We start from the raw sequence: 14,461 nt of genomic DNA on the forward strand, positions 1-14,461 counted from the left end.
GATTATATGATGCGACCCGTTATTGCCGGAATGTGCAAAATGGAAAGCCTCAAAGATGGCGCTCTTGATCTGGAAGACGTCGCGTTAATGAATGACGCACTCGATGCAAAAACAGAAAATGAAATAAGGTCGAACGCGGCCAGGAAAGAATAATGGCAGACGCAGGCGTTATTAAAGAGTTTCTGGTTGGCCTTGGTTTTAAGATTAACCAGAAAGGCCAGCGCGACTTTAAAGAGGCCCTTGATGGCGCTCAAAAAGCTGCCCTTGGCCTGATCGCTGGGTTGAGCGCTGTTGTCGCAGCCGTTGGCAAGGTAGCCCAGTCATATGAACAACTGGGGTATGCCTCAGAGCGCGCTCAGTCTTCAGTCTCTGGTATGCAAAGGTTTGCCTTCGCCATTTCACAGGTTGGAGGTAATGCTGATTCCGCACGAGCCAGCCTGCAGTCGATTGGTAACTTTCTGCGCTCTACTCCGGGCGGAGAAGGCTTTATTCAGCGGCTTGGTGTGCAGACACGAGATGCGCACGGTCATCTGCGTGATACAGCTGCGATCATGTCGGATATGGGATCACACTTCAGGACGATGCCATACTGGCGCGCCCGGGCGTCTGCCGGGGTTCTGGGTATAGACGAAAACACTCTTCAGGCCATGATGAGAGGTGGTCAGGGTCATTGGCAGAACAGATACGCTGAGATTTATCGTCGCCTTGGCGTTGACCAGAATAAAGCAGCAAAAGCCTCACACCATTTTATGCAGGAACTGCGTGATCTCGGTGTCGTATTCCAGGCTGTCAGAGATAAAGTCGCTATCACTCTGATGCCCGTGCTGGAGCGATTTCGTGACTTCTGCTTTCATATGTATGACAGCTTCACTCATCTAAGCACGGCAACAAAAATATGGGTCTTCGCGATAGGGAGCGCTGTTGTTGCCTGGCGCTTGCTTAATACCGCATTTATGCAGTCTCCTGTTGGCCGGGTTCTCGCGCTCGGAGCTGCGCTTCTTGCTCTTTACGACGACTATAAGAGCTGGCAGTCGGGTGCGAAATCTCTGATCAACTGGAAAGAGTGGCAACCTGGTATTGATGCCCTGCAGGACGGGGTAAAGCAGGTAGGCATACTTCTCAAAGAGTTATGGCCTGATGTTGAGCCTGCACTTGCCCCTATGGGCAACTTCTTCAGGAATATTCTTGTTGATAGCCTTAAAGCTACAGGACATGCCATTTCAGGAATTGCAAAAGCACTTGATAATATTGCTCATGGACGGTTCAGAGCGGCCTGGGGAAATATTATGGATATGACACAGGAAGGTGTGGGCAACCTGAAAAATATTGGCCAATCCGGAGCAGGTCTCTTATCTTCTGGAATAGGTGCTCTTTCCGGAATGGATGCCGGGAAAGTCAATACCGCCATGCAATATCTGACTGACCAGGGCATAGACAGGGAGCATGCTTTGGCAATGATCGGAAACTGGCAGCAGGAAAGCGGACTGTTAAATCCAGAACGGACTGATAAAGGTCATTTTGGTCTGGAACAATGGGAACCCTACAGGCGGGATACTATCCTGAAAAACCTTGGTATTGATGTAAAGAAAGCGGGTTTTTTAGACCAGATGAGGGCCGCAGTATGGGAATTACGTAATGGACCAGAGTCCAAAAACTGGGATGGTTTCCTTAAAACATCAGGAATGTCTGATGCGGCAGCTTTTTTTGCTAAAAACATAGAACGTTCTGGAGAAAAACCGGGAGACCCAGGATTTGATTCCAGAATTGCATATGCGGCAAAAGCTGCCTCAATCAGCAACTTTAATACTCTGGCCGGCTCTCACGCTCCAACAATTAACCAAACGGTTAACATCACCAGTAATGGTAATCCCGCTGCTATAGCCAGCGCTGTGCATGGCGCGACCACACATGCGTTAAACACAGCAGTTCGGAATATGAAAGCCAGAAGGCAATAAATGGTCGTATCTGATATTGCATCTCTGCTGTTCGACAGTAACCGGAAGATAACCGGCCAGGATGGCACCACCGTCATTCCTGACCTTGCTATCCGGGAGCGTCACATCGACAGACTTGGCATCACCTCAATGCCAGTACAGACCGGAGCAGCAATAACAGACCATGCTTTCTATATGCAGCCCGAGTTTACACTCGAGTTTGGCTGGTCAAATGCCACTCTTGCCGCCACATTATCAAACTTTTCAGGCACTACTCTTTCTGGCCTGGTCAGCGGCGACTTCGGTGAGCAGTATATCAGGACCGTATATGCAAAAATCCTGAAACTACAAAAATCCCGGCAGCTCTGCACTGTAGTAACAGGAAAACGAACATACAAAAATGTTCTGATAGAAAGCGTCGAGACAAACAGCAGTTCAGAAACAGCTTATTCAATGTTTGCAGTGATGAATTGCAGGTCACTAAACCTTGCTCATAGTGCTGTCACTCAATCAGGGATAACAGCAATAAACCAAAAAATACCCGCAAGCACATCCCCTGAAGCAAGTAATGGCACAAAACAGTTGCAGCCTGCCAGCAACAGCTCCGGGCTGGCCAGTATGTGGAGCGGCGTTAAGTCAGCTTTTTCGAGTGCATTTTCATGACAGTTTTCTATGAAGTGCCGCTACAGCCAACCAATCAGACTGTGAGTGTCTCAATATCAGGCAGCTCATACAGTTTCCGAACATATTATTGTAACGAGGAAAACAGTGGGTGGGTTCTGGATATTTCAGATAACAGCGGAAATCCTATTATACAGGGAATCCCACTGGTAACAGGAGCCGATCTTTTAGGACAATTCGCATATCTGAACCTTGGTTTTTCCCTGATGGTTACAACTGACAGTGCTCCGGCCGCCGTTCCGACCTTTGAAAACCTCGGCATTAATGGTCGTCTATACGTGGTAACAAATGACCAGTAAATTCCTGCGTGTCTGCACAATGGTTCTTTCTGATAATTCAGGTAACAAACTCACATTATCAGACTTTCGAATAGTATTTCGTGTAACACACGGGATCATGCAGACACCACGGCACTTAGAAGCCAGAATTTATAACCCGAATGCGGCCACAATAAACCGTATTAAATCAAAATACTCTGTCGTTGAATTATCTGTGGGGTATGGCTCTGATGACGATGCCAGTCTTCTGTTTCAGGGTATGATCTGGCAAACCCGGGACGGTCGGGAAAATCCGACTGATACTTTCATTGATATCATTGCTGCCACGCGAGACACTGCTTTCACCACAGGCACAATCTCAACTGTTCTTGCTGCTGGTTATAAATACAGTCACGTTCAGAATGTAGTCGCTCAGAACATGGCTTCTGACAATATTGCTGCTGGCGCATTTCCTGATATCCCCGGATCTGCAGCTCGACCTAAAGTAATGTATGGCATGACCCGGGATCATTGCCGGACCCTCGCGCACAGTACTGCAAGTATGTACTTCATGGATGAGGATAGCCTGAACTATGTCGCGATTGCAGATACATCCCGCGTCAGGACAACGCAAACTGTCATCGAGCTAAGCCCTGAGACCGGCCTTATTGGCATCCCGGTTCAGACCCCTGATGGAATTGATGTTACCTGCCTGCTTGATCCTGCCATTAAAGTGAATTCACGCATCCGTCTGATAAATGCCGCGGTTCTGGATCAGATCGCTGATCTGTCTTATTCGCCGTCTGATGTTGCGAATGCACAATACAGCTCGGATGGCAGCAGGGCCCATATATCAGGTGTCAATGCAACCGGCGATTATCGTGTGGTATGGGCAGATCACTATGGAGATACCTACGGCAATGACTGGTTTTCATCCCTGAAATGTATCTCAATTGACCCCTCAGACACTGTGCAGTCACGCTCTGCGCTGGAGGTAACACCAGAATGAGCACGATTGATATTCGTGAACGCTACAATGACCACCAGGAAAATACACGAGTAGCAGAAGATGCTCTGCAATCACGCATCTGGACGATGCTGCCAGGAGTGATTGTGTCATTTACTGCTGCTGATGGTGCGCCGATTGCATCTGTTAAACTGGCAGTTAAAGGCTATGACAGCGCAAATGACGGGTCACGCTCGTTTCATGACCTGCCAACCTTGCCTCATTGTCCGGTTGTGTTCCCACGCGGTGGTGGCTGCTCCCTCACATTCCCGGTTAATGCTGGTGATGAATGCATGGTACTATTTTCCAGCCGCTCCATAGATGAATGGTGGCAGTCAGGCATAGGGCAACCTCCTTTCGATTACCGCCAGCATGATCTGTCTGACGGACTTTGCTTTGTCGGGCTGACCAGTAAAGCGCGCCCTCTGGCAAATATCAGCACAGCAGCTGCTCAGCTCCGTTCTGACGACGGAACTACACTGATCGAGTTAAATGCCAGTTCAAAAGAGGTACGCATTGTTGCAACAGGAGGAATTACGCTGGATGGACCGGTTAACATAACCGGTGCAGTTACCACCGAAAGCACCATAACGGCACAGGGCGATGTAAAAGCTGGAAGTATCAGTCTCACAAGCCACGAACACCCGGTCACAGAGGCTCCGGGTACAACGGGGACGCCTCAGTAACTGAAAAAATATCCGGTCGGCAGTAAATTCTTATTTATAAAAATTCAACTACCGAAACAGCCCAAGAAGAACACATTTTTGTAAGGTTAATAATAAGAATAAATAATATTTAAATAAATACAATCTAATTCATATGAAAAAAATATACCCAAATTTTCAACAAATACTAACTCTATTTTAACACTAAAAACAAAAACTTGAGTGATATACGGATTTTTAGCGTGCGATACTTAATTGATGGAAATATTGTTCGGTCATTTTTGTTTTTGCTAGCTATCAACTAATATTTAACTGGAAACTCAACTCATGGATATAATGGCAAAGCTCTCTGCCCACCCCCAGTCCGGGCTGGTCAATCAGCAAATGCTCACTGTTCGCCTGAGCCTGGAAGCAGCACAGCACGATAATACCGTACGCGAGAAACTGCTTGAAAATCCCGGAGCCTATCTCGCCTCCGCGGGTTATCCGCTCAGCCCGGATATGATCCCTGATTTTAACCGTTTTATCCATAATGACACCAGTATTCCTGCAATATTAGGTCAACTTCAGAGCGGAGAAGGTCTTACCAACCTGGAAGGCATTCGTTGCACAATCTGCAAGGTCGCAGCATACGGCATCGCAGCTGCTCTGGTTGCCCTCGGAGCTGCTGGCCTCACGACTCTTTCAGTAAGTTCAGGCATAGTAATAGCTTTAGCAGCTTTTGCAGGAGTATCCGCTACAAGCGCTCTGGCGTTCATTGCTGGTCTTGCTTCGGTTATTAGTGGAGGCGTCAGTACAGTGTCCGGGTATATCTGCTCCTGGACGGGAGCTTGCTCCTGAACACGGTGCCTACTGAGATTTTGAACTAAATATTGCATTGTGATTCACAGGGTGTCGAGTGACGATAACCCTGTGCATTGCATTTTTTACTACCTGCGAGAAAATTCCTGAATCCTCGTAAAATACAAAACTTAATCATCATAAAAATTCTTTAATAATCTAATAATTTTTTATTTTACATCATAAAATTAAAAACAGGAAAGCGGCCTTCGGGTCGCTTTTTTTATGACCAGAGGCCAGATATGCGCATCAGACTTATGGATAATGATGGGGATATGACCTTCGGGCAATCCCTTGCTAATTTTACGACAGATACGCCTGCCGGGGTTGCGCAGCTGATCGGAACACGCCTGAGACTGTGGTCAGGAGAGTTTTTTGCCGACACTTCGGATGGCATGCCCTGGGCCAGTGATGTGCTCGGAAACCGCACAACCTCTGTTTACAACGCAGCAATACAGGCACGAATTGCAAATACAGAGGGTGTTTCATCTATCACCAGTTACTCCAGCACGCTCAACAACAGAAAACTTACCGTTAGTGCTGAGGTTCAAACGAACTATGGCATTACAACAATTATATTCGGAGAGTCCTGATGGCTGTTTCGTCTGTCTCTGATATTGCCTGCACAGTTAGCACAACCGGCATTACAGCTCCGACTTATGATGCGATTCTTGACTGGTATCAGACGCAATATCGTTCAATTTACGGATCTGATGTCGTACTTGATAACTCTACACAAGACGGCCAGTGGATCGCTATTCAGGCACAGGCAATGAACGCCTGTAATCAGGCGATGATCACCGTTTTTAACTCCTTTTCTCCGGCGAAAGCTCAGGGCACGGCGCTGTCAGGCAATGTTAAAATTAATGGTATTACGCGCTCGGCTTCGACAAACTCCACCTGTGACGTTGTAATCACCGGGGATGTAGGAACAATCATCTCAAACGGTACTATTCAGGATACGGTTAATCGTTACACCTGGTCTTTACCTTCCGGCATTACGATCCCATCTGCCGGATCAATTACTGTCACCGCAACCTGTGAAACATCTGGTTCAGTTTCAGCCGCGGCCGGCACGCTGACGATTATCGCAACTCCAACCAGTGGATGGACTTCTGTTACGAACAAAACCGCTGCCGCCACAGGGTCTGATGCTCAGAGTGACGCCTCTCTCCGGCTACAACAGGCGGCCAGCACTATGCTCTCCAGCGTTGTGATTATGGACGGAATTACCGGGGGGATTCTTAGCCTGTCCGGAGTAACAAATGTTCAGGGTTATGAAAACGACACTGATACTACAGATAGCAACGGACTGCCGGCCAACAGCATAGCGCTGGTCGTGAAAGGAGGCGATGCCTCAGAAATTGCGACTGTGATTGCCAACAAAAAAACTATGGGAACACCAACCTATGGCACCACAACAGAAACAATCACTGACAGCTCAGGTGCACAAAGAAGCATCAGCTTTTTTCGTCCGGCAGAAACGCAGATCTATGTCACAATTACCCTTAAAGCACTCACAAACTATACAACATCCATAGGTTCTTCTGCAGCTCAGGCTGTTGCTGACTATATTGCCGCTCAGAATATTGGCAGCACAATACACACAACTCGCCTCTATAAACCGGCAACACTTGATGATGCAGCTGGTGGTCTGACCTACGATATCGTGAGTATTGAAATTGGCACCTCTGCCAGCACGGCCTCCGCAGACAATCTGGCATTATCCTTCAATGAGCGTCCAAACTGCACTGCAGCGAATGTAACGGTTAACGCCTCATGAGCGTATCAACTGACAGCTTTACCGGCCTGATAACCACTGAACATCAGGACAAATCAAAGTTCGTCCAGACTGTTTCCTTATCCTGTCAGGGGTATGCCGATCAGATAGCTCTCTGCAATCAGACCTGGGAACTTTACGATCTTGATAACGCAGAAGGAGCACAACTCGACGTGGTAGGGTTGTGGGTAGGCCTGTCACGATACGTTGCACTGGCAATCGACGTTTACTTTTCCTGGGATGTATCCGGCGTTGGATGGGATCAGGGTGTCTGGTGGGCGGTAGGTGATGCCGAAGATATGGTCACAACTCTCTCTGATGACCGGTACCGCACTTTGCTCAAACTTAAAATCGCCTGCAATAAGTTTAATGGCACCCTCCCTGAAGCCTTAAAAATTCTTAGCGACGCTGTATCGGCAGATGGCTGCACTGTATCCGCCTCCGAAACCTCTATGGCAGTTACGTTCACTATAACCGGCAACATTTCTACCGTAATGAAAGCAGTCATAGAGGGAGGCTATCTTCCCCTCAAACCTGCCGGCGTCTCTGTGACCTACAAATTTTCTCAATGAGATCAATAAATGGCAGATAATAAAATCCTTCCATGGGCCGCAGGGTCTGATCCTAATGTCATGTCTGATACAGACTACGCCGCAGCACTCGCGGCAGGAGGAACTTACGCAAACGGTGTTGAATCTGGGCAGGCTTCTTCCGCACAGGCGAATAAAACCTGGAAACAGTCCGCGGCAGTCTCTTCAGGTGTTGCTCAGTTTCTGACTGACAATCTCTCAGTAGATGTGACAGATACTGATACAGCTGCAACTTTTTCAGACCGCATTGCAAATGCTATTCTAAAATTATCACAGATTAGCCCTTTCAACTCATCCTTTGCTACCGCAACAGGGGGGTATAAGAAATATGCAATTGTCTCGGACAGTTCAGGGAATTTCTGGGTCAGCACAGCTGACAGTAACCTGACTACTCCGGGGGCTACCGGCGCGTCCTGGCAGAGCCTGTTCAATGGATACGCCACTGAGAGCTGGGCTAATGACACGTTCGTTGGAAAAGCAGAAGGCGATCAAGATTACTCACCACTACAAGCGGGCGTGAATAAAACATCTGGTGAAATCTGGCTTTCATATACAAACAGCTCGGGAACTGTGGAGTATGTATTCGCTCAGATCGCAGGTGATTATGCACTACAAACTGCGTTGACCGCTGAAGTAACCAGAGCCACAACAGTTGAAAGTAATCTCCAGTCATCAAAAGTAAACCGCGCTGGCGATACAATGACTGGCGCTCTTTATAATTCTGTCGGTTATAATGTAAATTATAACCAGGCCGGAAGTGACGCGAATGGCGTTTGGTATAACGGCTTCACCTCACGGCCTTCTCTGACATCATCAGCTTTTTCTACTTTTGTTCATAGAACGAGAACGGGGAAATATGACTATCTGTCATTGCAGCTAACTAATTCTGATGGAGGCTGGCAGCAGTTAGAATTTAGGCCGGACGGCAGACTTTACACAACTGGTGGAAATACATTCGCTTTAACATCTGAACTTCCTGCGTCAGGAACCACTACACACGGTTCATATATTACAGTTGGTAATATCAGAACCCTGTATTTTATGTTGGAAAACATACAATCAGGAACGACATACGAGTTCGATCTGCCATTCTCAGGAACACCTCACTCTATAGTCGTGGCTCCTATAGCCGGTGCATCATCAGGTTCTGATCCGGCAACAGGTGCATGGTCAGCTTCAGGTTTTGTATTCTGGAATGCGGGCAACCTGAACGGTTCATACTCATTTATTGCGACAGGCCCAGCATGACGAACCCCATCACATCAGGGCGCTGGTCCCCTTCATCAGCCCGCACGATCGAGGCTGTCGCACCGGTTAATTTAAGAACGCGGGGTCTGCTGGCAGAGATTACACCTCTGTCTCTAGCTCCTAAAAACAGCGGTGATGTTCTCGATTTCTCAGTAGATTTCTCAGCATTGTTCGACAGTAACACTGACGCCCTGAGCAAGGTTTGCTCTGTCAGTATCGCGAATAAAACGAACGATCCGTCAGAGCTGACAATACTCTGGACCAGCATCGTCAACGGTCTGGCATGCGTATTTCTGGGTGGTGGCATCACTGATACAATCCGCTCTCTCACGGTAACGGCGGCAACACGCAATGGCCTGACGTTATCGACAACCGTTGAACTGGCGATCACTGGCTCAGATAACTGCACGCCCTGCCTGTGCGATTATCCGACGCTGCCAGACGGGACCGGCATACCACCGAATACGGTTATTTTGCCCGGTGACGCAGTCCTTACGATGGGTCCGTCAGTATCCACTCTGATTTCATCAGACCGTATCTACACGCCTGACCTGTCACACTACATCCTTTCACCAGATGGGCGACCACTGCTCACAGAGACCAGAGACGCACATACAGACGTTCTCCTTCTCGCATAATCCACTATCTGGATTTGAAAAAAATGACCGGCTTCGTGCCGGTTTTTTTATGTCTAAAACCCAACAGGGAGACGCTTTCATGAGCGTAATTCTATAATGTCGTGCGGTAAGACCTCGGCGTCTGGCACGCCGGTCACATCCCTGCCACTTGCCTCATCTGTCGCACTGACTGACACACTCCTTGGTGTCGTTACATCAGGCGGCGTGACAACAGCGCAGCAGGTTTCAGTCGGCATTCTCAGCAGTGCTATTGCATCGGGCGCAGGCCTGACAGACGCAGTAACAGCGGCGCAGAACGCGGCACAAACTGCGGCAAACGCAGCGACAGCAGCCGGAAATAATGCAGCAGCTACCGTTTCGGCGATGCGTGGCGTTGCAGGGGGCGTGGCTGCTCTTGATAGCGCAGGCCATCTGGCACTGAGTGATGGTGCAAAACTGGTCTCAGTTCTGACTGTCACGTCAGCAACCCAGTCAACGCCGGCCATACTCTCACCTGATATCCCGCTTTCTGACCAGACACAGATCGGCACAGGCGGCACGATACTGGCTGACATTATCGCCCGCGCCGATGCTCTGCCGTCTGGCACCTATTACGTTGATCAGAACGATGTTGTCCGCAGAGCTCGCATTGTCGGCACACTGCCCGATGATGTGACGGTTAACGGCGGCGTTTATATCGCAGGCAGCAGCACCCTGCCCGCAGGCCTCACCTCAGAAGGCAACGTCATTATCACTGACGGCACGGTCTATTTCCCAAACACTTGGAACAATAACGGCGTTCTCTGCGCCGCAGGAGCATAATTTATGTCTACAGCAACAGGCACACCAGTATTCGTCTCAGTTGGTGGCGATGCGTCACTTGCAACTGCCACATACACAGCATCAGGTGCAACCACTTCAACGACTGTAACGCTTGGCGATCTTGCCGCATCAGTCGGTAGTAATTCCACTGATATCGCAACGGCAACTACTAACGCAGCAACAGCACTCTCAAAGGCTAATGCTGCACAGTCAGCTGCTAATTCAGCCAGCACCACAGCAGCATCTGCTCTATCAGTAGCAAACGCTGCCATTCCTGCCACTAAAATTGGTGCTACAAGTGGCGTTGTCGGTATCGACTCTCAGTCACGCGCATCAATTCCAAACGGCGCGCAATTCGGCGCATCAGCAACAAATGCAATAGCGATTCAGTTCGGGAACGGCACAAACGCAATCGGGTCTGTTTATCAGTGGTATTACGTTAACGGAACATCTAATGCCGATATCGGCATTCAATTTACGGGCGGAAGCACAGCAGATGGCGGGCAGGGAAGTATTGCTTACTCGGCAATACAACTTGCACCGGCATCAGCTAACGTAACGGCACTTGGCACTGCATCTTCGCCGTGGTCTGGTGTTGTTTCACAGACTGCAGTGCAAGTCGTATCTGATGCAAATGACAAAACAGTTGTAGGCACAATCGGCGCATCTGATTATACAGCGGAAACTACAAAACTACGAGCTGCATGGGCTGCTATTTCTGGCGTTGTTTACACGCTGAATTTTCGCACGAACAAACGCAACCATATCGGCGTTATTGCTCAGACGGTTCAGTCTGCATTTACTGCACAGGGACTAGACCCGTCTGACTATGGACTCTGGTGCTCAACGCCTAAAACAAAACAAGTAGAAAGCACTGTTGACGGGGAAACTGTTTACACAACAGAGCCTGTCTATGAAGCAGATGGTAAAACTCAGGCGACTCAGCAGACTATTCGCTACGAGGAACTTCTCACACTTGGAATTTTCTGTGAACGTCTCGAACGTGCTGATCTGGCTGCTCGCGTGACTTCTCTTGAGTCAAAATCAACCACTACAACAACTACGGCCTCAACTACTTCAACAACTGCTTGAGGTGACAGATGAGCAATATTGACAATTCAGTATGGAGTCTCCGTTCATCGGAGACTCAAATCTGCATACAGTATCCATCCACTCAGATGCGTGTTGTTGTGGACGGTGACTGGCCAACGGATTTGAGTGATACACGCACACCCTCCCGCGTGACATGCGCTGTGATGTGTGGCAGCACTACTCTGTTTACAGCGCAAGCAGATTTGAGTTTTCAGGGTCATTTTTCTGTGCTTAATGAAAACAAAAAATCTCTGAAATTTGTGTGGTATAATTACACCACAGGCGATGATCTTACAGTAAAAGTCGGGCCATGGCTGGCTTCTCAGAAAGTCGATATGAAGGCCTACGGCAATGCGCCGGGTTATGAAATGGACAGAACTTTAATCCGTGACGTTCTGTGCAATAAAATTTACAATGCTATTTGTGAAGAACGAACATGGCCCGGACCATTAAAAGCACCCGAGTATGTCTATACAAAAACCATGACGGACAATTCAGGTTTCCCGTCTGGTGCACTGTTCGGATGTGACGGTTTCCCGTGTGAAATCTGGCAGGGAGATACGTTTAAAGGGCTGTTTGTATGGCGCACTACTGCTCCTGCAAAAGACTTTTTAGTCGATAAGTCAACAGGAGATGATTATCTAGTTCAGGCAAACTATGGCGATGATACATTCTGGACGACTTACAATGAGAGTTTTCTAAAAATATCAGCTCCGAAAACAAAAAAATACAAAGCTGAATATCTTACTACTCTTATTGATTATACCGCTGGATGTATTGCAGGAACATCATCATGGGATGATTTATCAAATTATGCTGACGTTCAGAGTTGGCTTGATTATCTGATACATTGCGAGCTGACGTATAACAAAGACGGAATGGTAAATAATCTGTATCTGGCATCGTGGGATAAAACGCACTGGTATCTTTATCCTTATGATATGGACGAGACACTCGGCGTGTATCCATGGTCCAGCACTAAAAATGTTGCCCCAGATCAGATGGGTTTCGCTACAGATGAATATACTATGTGGAAGAATTTGCGCACAGGACTCGATGGTAAAATTCAGAAACGATGGGCTGAATTACGTTCATCAGAGGTAATTTCTCCAGCATCTATTTTCGCTCTGGTTAAATCCCTGACAGATTTAATGGACGTATCAGCATATCAACAGGATGTGGAGCTATGGGGAACAAACTCCATTTCTTCAATCCCGTGGATATTGTGGTGGCTGAATGGCCGCATTGCGTGGCTCGATGAACAATGGAGCTATAGCGCGTCATAACAGCGCATGACGAACGAAACCGCCTGAAAGGGCAGTTTTTTATTTCTGGACTACAAAAATATGACGGAAGAACAGAGCGGGGGTTCTGCCCCTGCATCTGACGAGGATCTGCGCCAGATTGTCAGAGACCATACGCAGGATATTGCACAGCTCAGACAGGATGTTGGCGAGATAAAACTAAGCCAGAACAACCTGCGCGACGAGGTTATCGCTATGCGTGCTGAAGGCAAGCAGTGGCGCGTTAACAGCGACCAGAAAACCGAGAGCCTGCAAACCTCGATAGATAAACTCACACGGGAAATGGCCGTGCGAAACGGCGTCGAGCAGGAGAGAAACCGCCAGTCTCAGGAAAGAACACAGGCTCTGCGCCGTCTGTCTCTGTTCTTTGGGATGCTGTGCGCCATTCTCGGGCTGATCAGCACGACACTTTTTTCCTCTCAGACATTCGACACAGCGTTCTGGGGGCATTTTCACCTGCACCCCCGAACTGAAAGCCACACACATGCAAAACCAGATAACTGACCCTGTGCAGGCTGTTGCCCGCACAGCCTGGGGAGAAGCGCGCGGAGAAGGTGTGCGCGGGATGCGTGCTGTGATGAACGTTATCGCTAACCGTGCCGCAACTCCCTGCTGGTGGGGGCGCGATTACCTCACAGTCTGCCTCAAAGCCTGGCAGTTTTCCTGCTGGAATGAGAACGACCCCAACCGCCCGAAACTGCTCTCTGTGACCGGCACAGATCCGCAGTTCAGAGATGCTCTCGATCTGGCGGCACAACTCATATCCCGAAAACTGCCGGATATCACGCAGGGATCGGACCACTATTTTGACACTCGCACCAAAACACCGGCGTGGGCCGATAGCAATGCGTATCGCTGCACGATTGGCCACCATGCGTTTTATCGCCTGGGGCCTTACGGTCAGGAAAAAAACAATGGCTGACGAAACGACACCTGCAGAACAGGTAGCCACCAAAAAAGAATCGGTTGCAACGACAATCAAAGCAACAGCGGCCGGCCTCTCACCTATGGCGCTGGTGATGGCATTGCCAGAGCCATATTCCACCTGGGCGCTCTATGCCTGTGTGGTGTTTGCCTGTGCGGGCCTTGCCGCAACGCAGATTCCTATGCCGGAGCATCCGAACAGCAAGCTGCTTCCCTTCTACAAAATCCTCAATTTTCTGGCTGCCAACTGGAAATTTGCCGCGAACACAGCGATGGCGCTGCGCGGTAAGACCAGTTCAGGCGTAACGAAAGATACCTCAAAATGAAAAAAGCACTTCTTCTCCTGCCGTTGCTGGCTGTTACTGCCTGCGCCAGCACCTCTCAGGGCAAACTGCGTCAGGCTGTGTACGACATGGACAGCGCATATCACATCCTGGCAAACCCGATGCCCGATGTAATGGCAGGTAAGGTGCCGGGAGTAACACTCACGGACACACAGAAAAGCCTCGTGAAACGTGCCAGCCAGACGGTTTTCAATGAGCTGAGCACGCTGAACACCTCAGTTCAGAATGGCGACAGCATCACAGAGACAGCCGTTGCCGCAGCGCAGACTGATCTCGCATCCTTCACGGCCTGCTGGAGCGGCGTGAAAACAGGAACAACACCGGCGGAATGCACCGCCCTTGCAGGGAGCAAATAAT

The 14,461-nt window shown here is 48.9% G+C and carries 19 protein-coding genes; all 19 read left to right on the plus strand.

What is annotated here, in order from left to right:
* The first annotated feature begins 6 nt into the window (after positions 1 to 6).
* The 19 genes from GOB58_RS00795 to GOB58_RS00880 all read left to right on the plus strand — a co-directional run bounded on the left by GOB58_RS00795 (position 7) and on the right by GOB58_RS00880 (position 14,460).
* A complete protein-coding gene (locus tag GOB58_RS00795; protein WP_173558960.1) occupies positions 7 to 153 on the plus strand; it encodes a DUF6889 family protein in 147 nt (48 codons plus the stop codon).
* Entirely contained in the window at positions 153 to 1,955 is a 1,803-nt protein-coding gene (locus GOB58_RS00800) for a phage tail tip lysozyme (RefSeq protein WP_173559061.1), read from the plus strand. The genes GOB58_RS00795 and GOB58_RS00800 overlap by 1 nt, the downstream gene beginning before the upstream one ends.
* The gene (locus GOB58_RS00805; protein WP_173559062.1) at positions 1,956 to 2,597 is read left to right on the plus strand and encodes a phage baseplate protein; all 642 of its coding nucleotides are present in this window, start codon (positions 1,956 to 1,958) and stop codon (positions 2,595 to 2,597) included.
* On the plus strand, positions 2,594 to 2,914 hold the full coding sequence (locus GOB58_RS13310; RefSeq protein ID WP_407651723.1) for a phage baseplate plug family protein: 321 nt from the start codon (positions 2,594 to 2,596) through the stop codon (positions 2,912 to 2,914). Before GOB58_RS00805 ends, GOB58_RS13310 begins: the two co-directional genes overlap by 4 nt.
* Before the next feature lie 97 nt (positions 2,915 to 3,011).
* A complete protein-coding gene (locus GOB58_RS00810; RefSeq protein ID WP_086636352.1) occupies positions 3,012 to 3,881 on the plus strand; it encodes a baseplate hub protein in 870 nt (289 codons plus the stop codon).
* Complete coding sequence (locus GOB58_RS00815) at positions 3,878 to 4,564, plus strand: Gp138 family membrane-puncturing spike protein (protein ID WP_173559063.1); 687 nt, start codon at positions 3,878 to 3,880, stop codon at positions 4,562 to 4,564. Before GOB58_RS00810 ends, GOB58_RS00815 begins: the two co-directional genes overlap by 4 nt.
* Before the next feature lie 306 nt (positions 4,565 to 4,870).
* Positions 4,871 to 5,383, plus strand: a complete 513-nt coding sequence (locus GOB58_RS00820; RefSeq protein WP_173559064.1) for a hypothetical protein — start codon at positions 4,871 to 4,873, stop codon at positions 5,381 to 5,383.
* Positions 5,384 to 5,625: 242 nt separating this feature from the next.
* Positions 5,626 to 5,976, plus strand: a complete 351-nt coding sequence (locus tag GOB58_RS00825; RefSeq protein WP_173559065.1) for a hypothetical protein — start codon at positions 5,626 to 5,628, stop codon at positions 5,974 to 5,976.
* Positions 5,976 to 7,166: a baseplate J/gp47 family protein gene (locus tag GOB58_RS00830; RefSeq protein ID WP_173559066.1), complete on the plus strand. Its 1,191-nt coding sequence runs from the start codon at positions 5,976 to 5,978 to the stop codon at positions 7,164 to 7,166. The genes GOB58_RS00825 and GOB58_RS00830 overlap by 1 nt, the downstream gene beginning before the upstream one ends.
* Complete coding sequence (locus GOB58_RS00835) at positions 7,163 to 7,735, plus strand: DUF2612 domain-containing protein (protein ID WP_173559067.1); 573 nt, start codon at positions 7,163 to 7,165, stop codon at positions 7,733 to 7,735. The genes GOB58_RS00830 and GOB58_RS00835 overlap by 4 nt, the downstream gene beginning before the upstream one ends.
* A gap of 9 nt (positions 7,736 to 7,744) precedes the next feature.
* The gene (locus GOB58_RS00840; protein WP_173559068.1) at positions 7,745 to 9,001 is read left to right on the plus strand and encodes a hypothetical protein; all 1,257 of its coding nucleotides are present in this window, start codon (positions 7,745 to 7,747) and stop codon (positions 8,999 to 9,001) included.
* Entirely contained in the window at positions 8,998 to 9,639 is a 642-nt protein-coding gene (locus GOB58_RS00845) for a phage fiber-tail adaptor protein (RefSeq protein WP_173559069.1), read from the plus strand. Before GOB58_RS00840 ends, GOB58_RS00845 begins: the two co-directional genes overlap by 4 nt.
* A gap of 96 nt (positions 9,640 to 9,735) precedes the next feature.
* Positions 9,736 to 10,440, plus strand: coding sequence for a hypothetical protein (locus GOB58_RS00850; RefSeq protein WP_173559070.1), 705 nt, complete (start codon positions 9,736 to 9,738; stop codon positions 10,438 to 10,440).
* A 3-nt stretch (positions 10,441 to 10,443) separates the two neighbouring features.
* Positions 10,444 to 11,532 carry a tail fiber domain-containing protein gene (locus GOB58_RS00855; RefSeq protein ID WP_173559071.1) on the plus strand — a complete coding sequence of 363 codons (1,089 nt, stop codon included), beginning with the start codon at positions 10,444 to 10,446 and terminating at the stop codon, positions 11,530 to 11,532.
* Positions 11,533 to 11,618: 86 nt separating this feature from the next.
* Positions 11,619 to 12,818, plus strand: coding sequence for a CotH kinase family protein (locus GOB58_RS00860; protein ID WP_206752253.1), 1,200 nt, complete (start codon positions 11,619 to 11,621; stop codon positions 12,816 to 12,818).
* 60 nt (positions 12,819 to 12,878) lie between these two features.
* The gene (locus GOB58_RS00865) at positions 12,879 to 13,340 is read left to right on the plus strand and encodes a hypothetical protein (RefSeq protein WP_173559073.1); all 462 of its coding nucleotides are present in this window, start codon (positions 12,879 to 12,881) and stop codon (positions 13,338 to 13,340) included.
* The gene (locus GOB58_RS00870) at positions 13,321 to 13,758 is read left to right on the plus strand and encodes a cell wall hydrolase (protein ID WP_173559074.1); all 438 of its coding nucleotides are present in this window, start codon (positions 13,321 to 13,323) and stop codon (positions 13,756 to 13,758) included. Before GOB58_RS00865 ends, GOB58_RS00870 begins: the two co-directional genes overlap by 20 nt.
* Positions 13,751 to 14,086, plus strand: a complete 336-nt coding sequence (locus tag GOB58_RS00875) for a hypothetical protein (protein WP_086555358.1) — start codon at positions 13,751 to 13,753, stop codon at positions 14,084 to 14,086. The genes GOB58_RS00870 and GOB58_RS00875 overlap by 8 nt, the downstream gene beginning before the upstream one ends.
* A complete protein-coding gene (locus GOB58_RS00880) occupies positions 14,083 to 14,460 on the plus strand; it encodes a hypothetical protein (RefSeq protein WP_086555359.1) in 378 nt (125 codons plus the stop codon). The genes GOB58_RS00875 and GOB58_RS00880 overlap by 4 nt, the downstream gene beginning before the upstream one ends.
* The last annotated feature ends 1 nt before the right edge of the window (position 14,461 follow it).

The sequence above is a fragment of the Acetobacter thailandicus genome (assembly GCF_011516655.1).
Classification (GTDB): Bacteria; Pseudomonadota; Alphaproteobacteria; order Acetobacterales; family Acetobacteraceae; genus Acetobacter; species Acetobacter thailandicus.

Bases quoted from the DNA above. Each gene is read 5' to 3' on its own strand.
- GOB58_RS00795 (WP_173558960.1), top strand. From the start codon at position 7: ATGATGCGACCCGTTATTGCCGGAATGTGCAAAATGGAAAGCCTCAAA.
- GOB58_RS00800 (WP_173559061.1), top strand. From the start codon at position 153: ATGGCAGACGCAGGCGTTATTAAAGAGTTTCTGGTTGGCCTTGGTTTT.
- GOB58_RS00805 (WP_173559062.1), top strand. From the start codon at position 1,956: ATGGTCGTATCTGATATTGCATCTCTGCTGTTCGACAGTAACCGGAAG.
- GOB58_RS13310 (WP_407651723.1), top strand. From the start codon at position 2,594: ATGACAGTTTTCTATGAAGTGCCGCTACAGCCAACCAATCAGACTGTG.
- GOB58_RS00810 (WP_086636352.1), top strand. From the start codon at position 3,012: ATGCAGACACCACGGCACTTAGAAGCCAGAATTTATAACCCGAATGCG.
- GOB58_RS00815 (WP_173559063.1), top strand. From the start codon at position 3,878: ATGAGCACGATTGATATTCGTGAACGCTACAATGACCACCAGGAAAAT.
- GOB58_RS00820 (WP_173559064.1), top strand. From the start codon at position 4,871: ATGGATATAATGGCAAAGCTCTCTGCCCACCCCCAGTCCGGGCTGGTC.
- GOB58_RS00825 (WP_173559065.1), top strand. From the start codon at position 5,626: ATGCGCATCAGACTTATGGATAATGATGGGGATATGACCTTCGGGCAA.
- GOB58_RS00830 (WP_173559066.1), top strand. From the start codon at position 5,976: ATGGCTGTTTCGTCTGTCTCTGATATTGCCTGCACAGTTAGCACAACC.
- GOB58_RS00835 (WP_173559067.1), top strand. From the start codon at position 7,163: ATGAGCGTATCAACTGACAGCTTTACCGGCCTGATAACCACTGAACAT.
- GOB58_RS00840 (WP_173559068.1), top strand. From the start codon at position 7,745: ATGGCAGATAATAAAATCCTTCCATGGGCCGCAGGGTCTGATCCTAAT.
- GOB58_RS00845 (WP_173559069.1), top strand. From the start codon at position 8,998: ATGACGAACCCCATCACATCAGGGCGCTGGTCCCCTTCATCAGCCCGC.
- GOB58_RS00850 (WP_173559070.1), top strand. From the start codon at position 9,736: ATGTCGTGCGGTAAGACCTCGGCGTCTGGCACGCCGGTCACATCCCTG.
- GOB58_RS00855 (WP_173559071.1), top strand. From the start codon at position 10,444: ATGTCTACAGCAACAGGCACACCAGTATTCGTCTCAGTTGGTGGCGAT.
- GOB58_RS00860 (WP_206752253.1), top strand. From the start codon at position 11,619: ATGCGTGTTGTTGTGGACGGTGACTGGCCAACGGATTTGAGTGATACA.
- GOB58_RS00865 (WP_173559073.1), top strand. From the start codon at position 12,879: ATGACGGAAGAACAGAGCGGGGGTTCTGCCCCTGCATCTGACGAGGAT.
- GOB58_RS00870 (WP_173559074.1), top strand. From the start codon at position 13,321: ATGCAAAACCAGATAACTGACCCTGTGCAGGCTGTTGCCCGCACAGCC.
- GOB58_RS00875 (WP_086555358.1), top strand. From the start codon at position 13,751: ATGGCTGACGAAACGACACCTGCAGAACAGGTAGCCACCAAAAAAGAA.
- GOB58_RS00880 (WP_086555359.1), top strand. From the start codon at position 14,083: ATGAAAAAAGCACTTCTTCTCCTGCCGTTGCTGGCTGTTACTGCCTGC.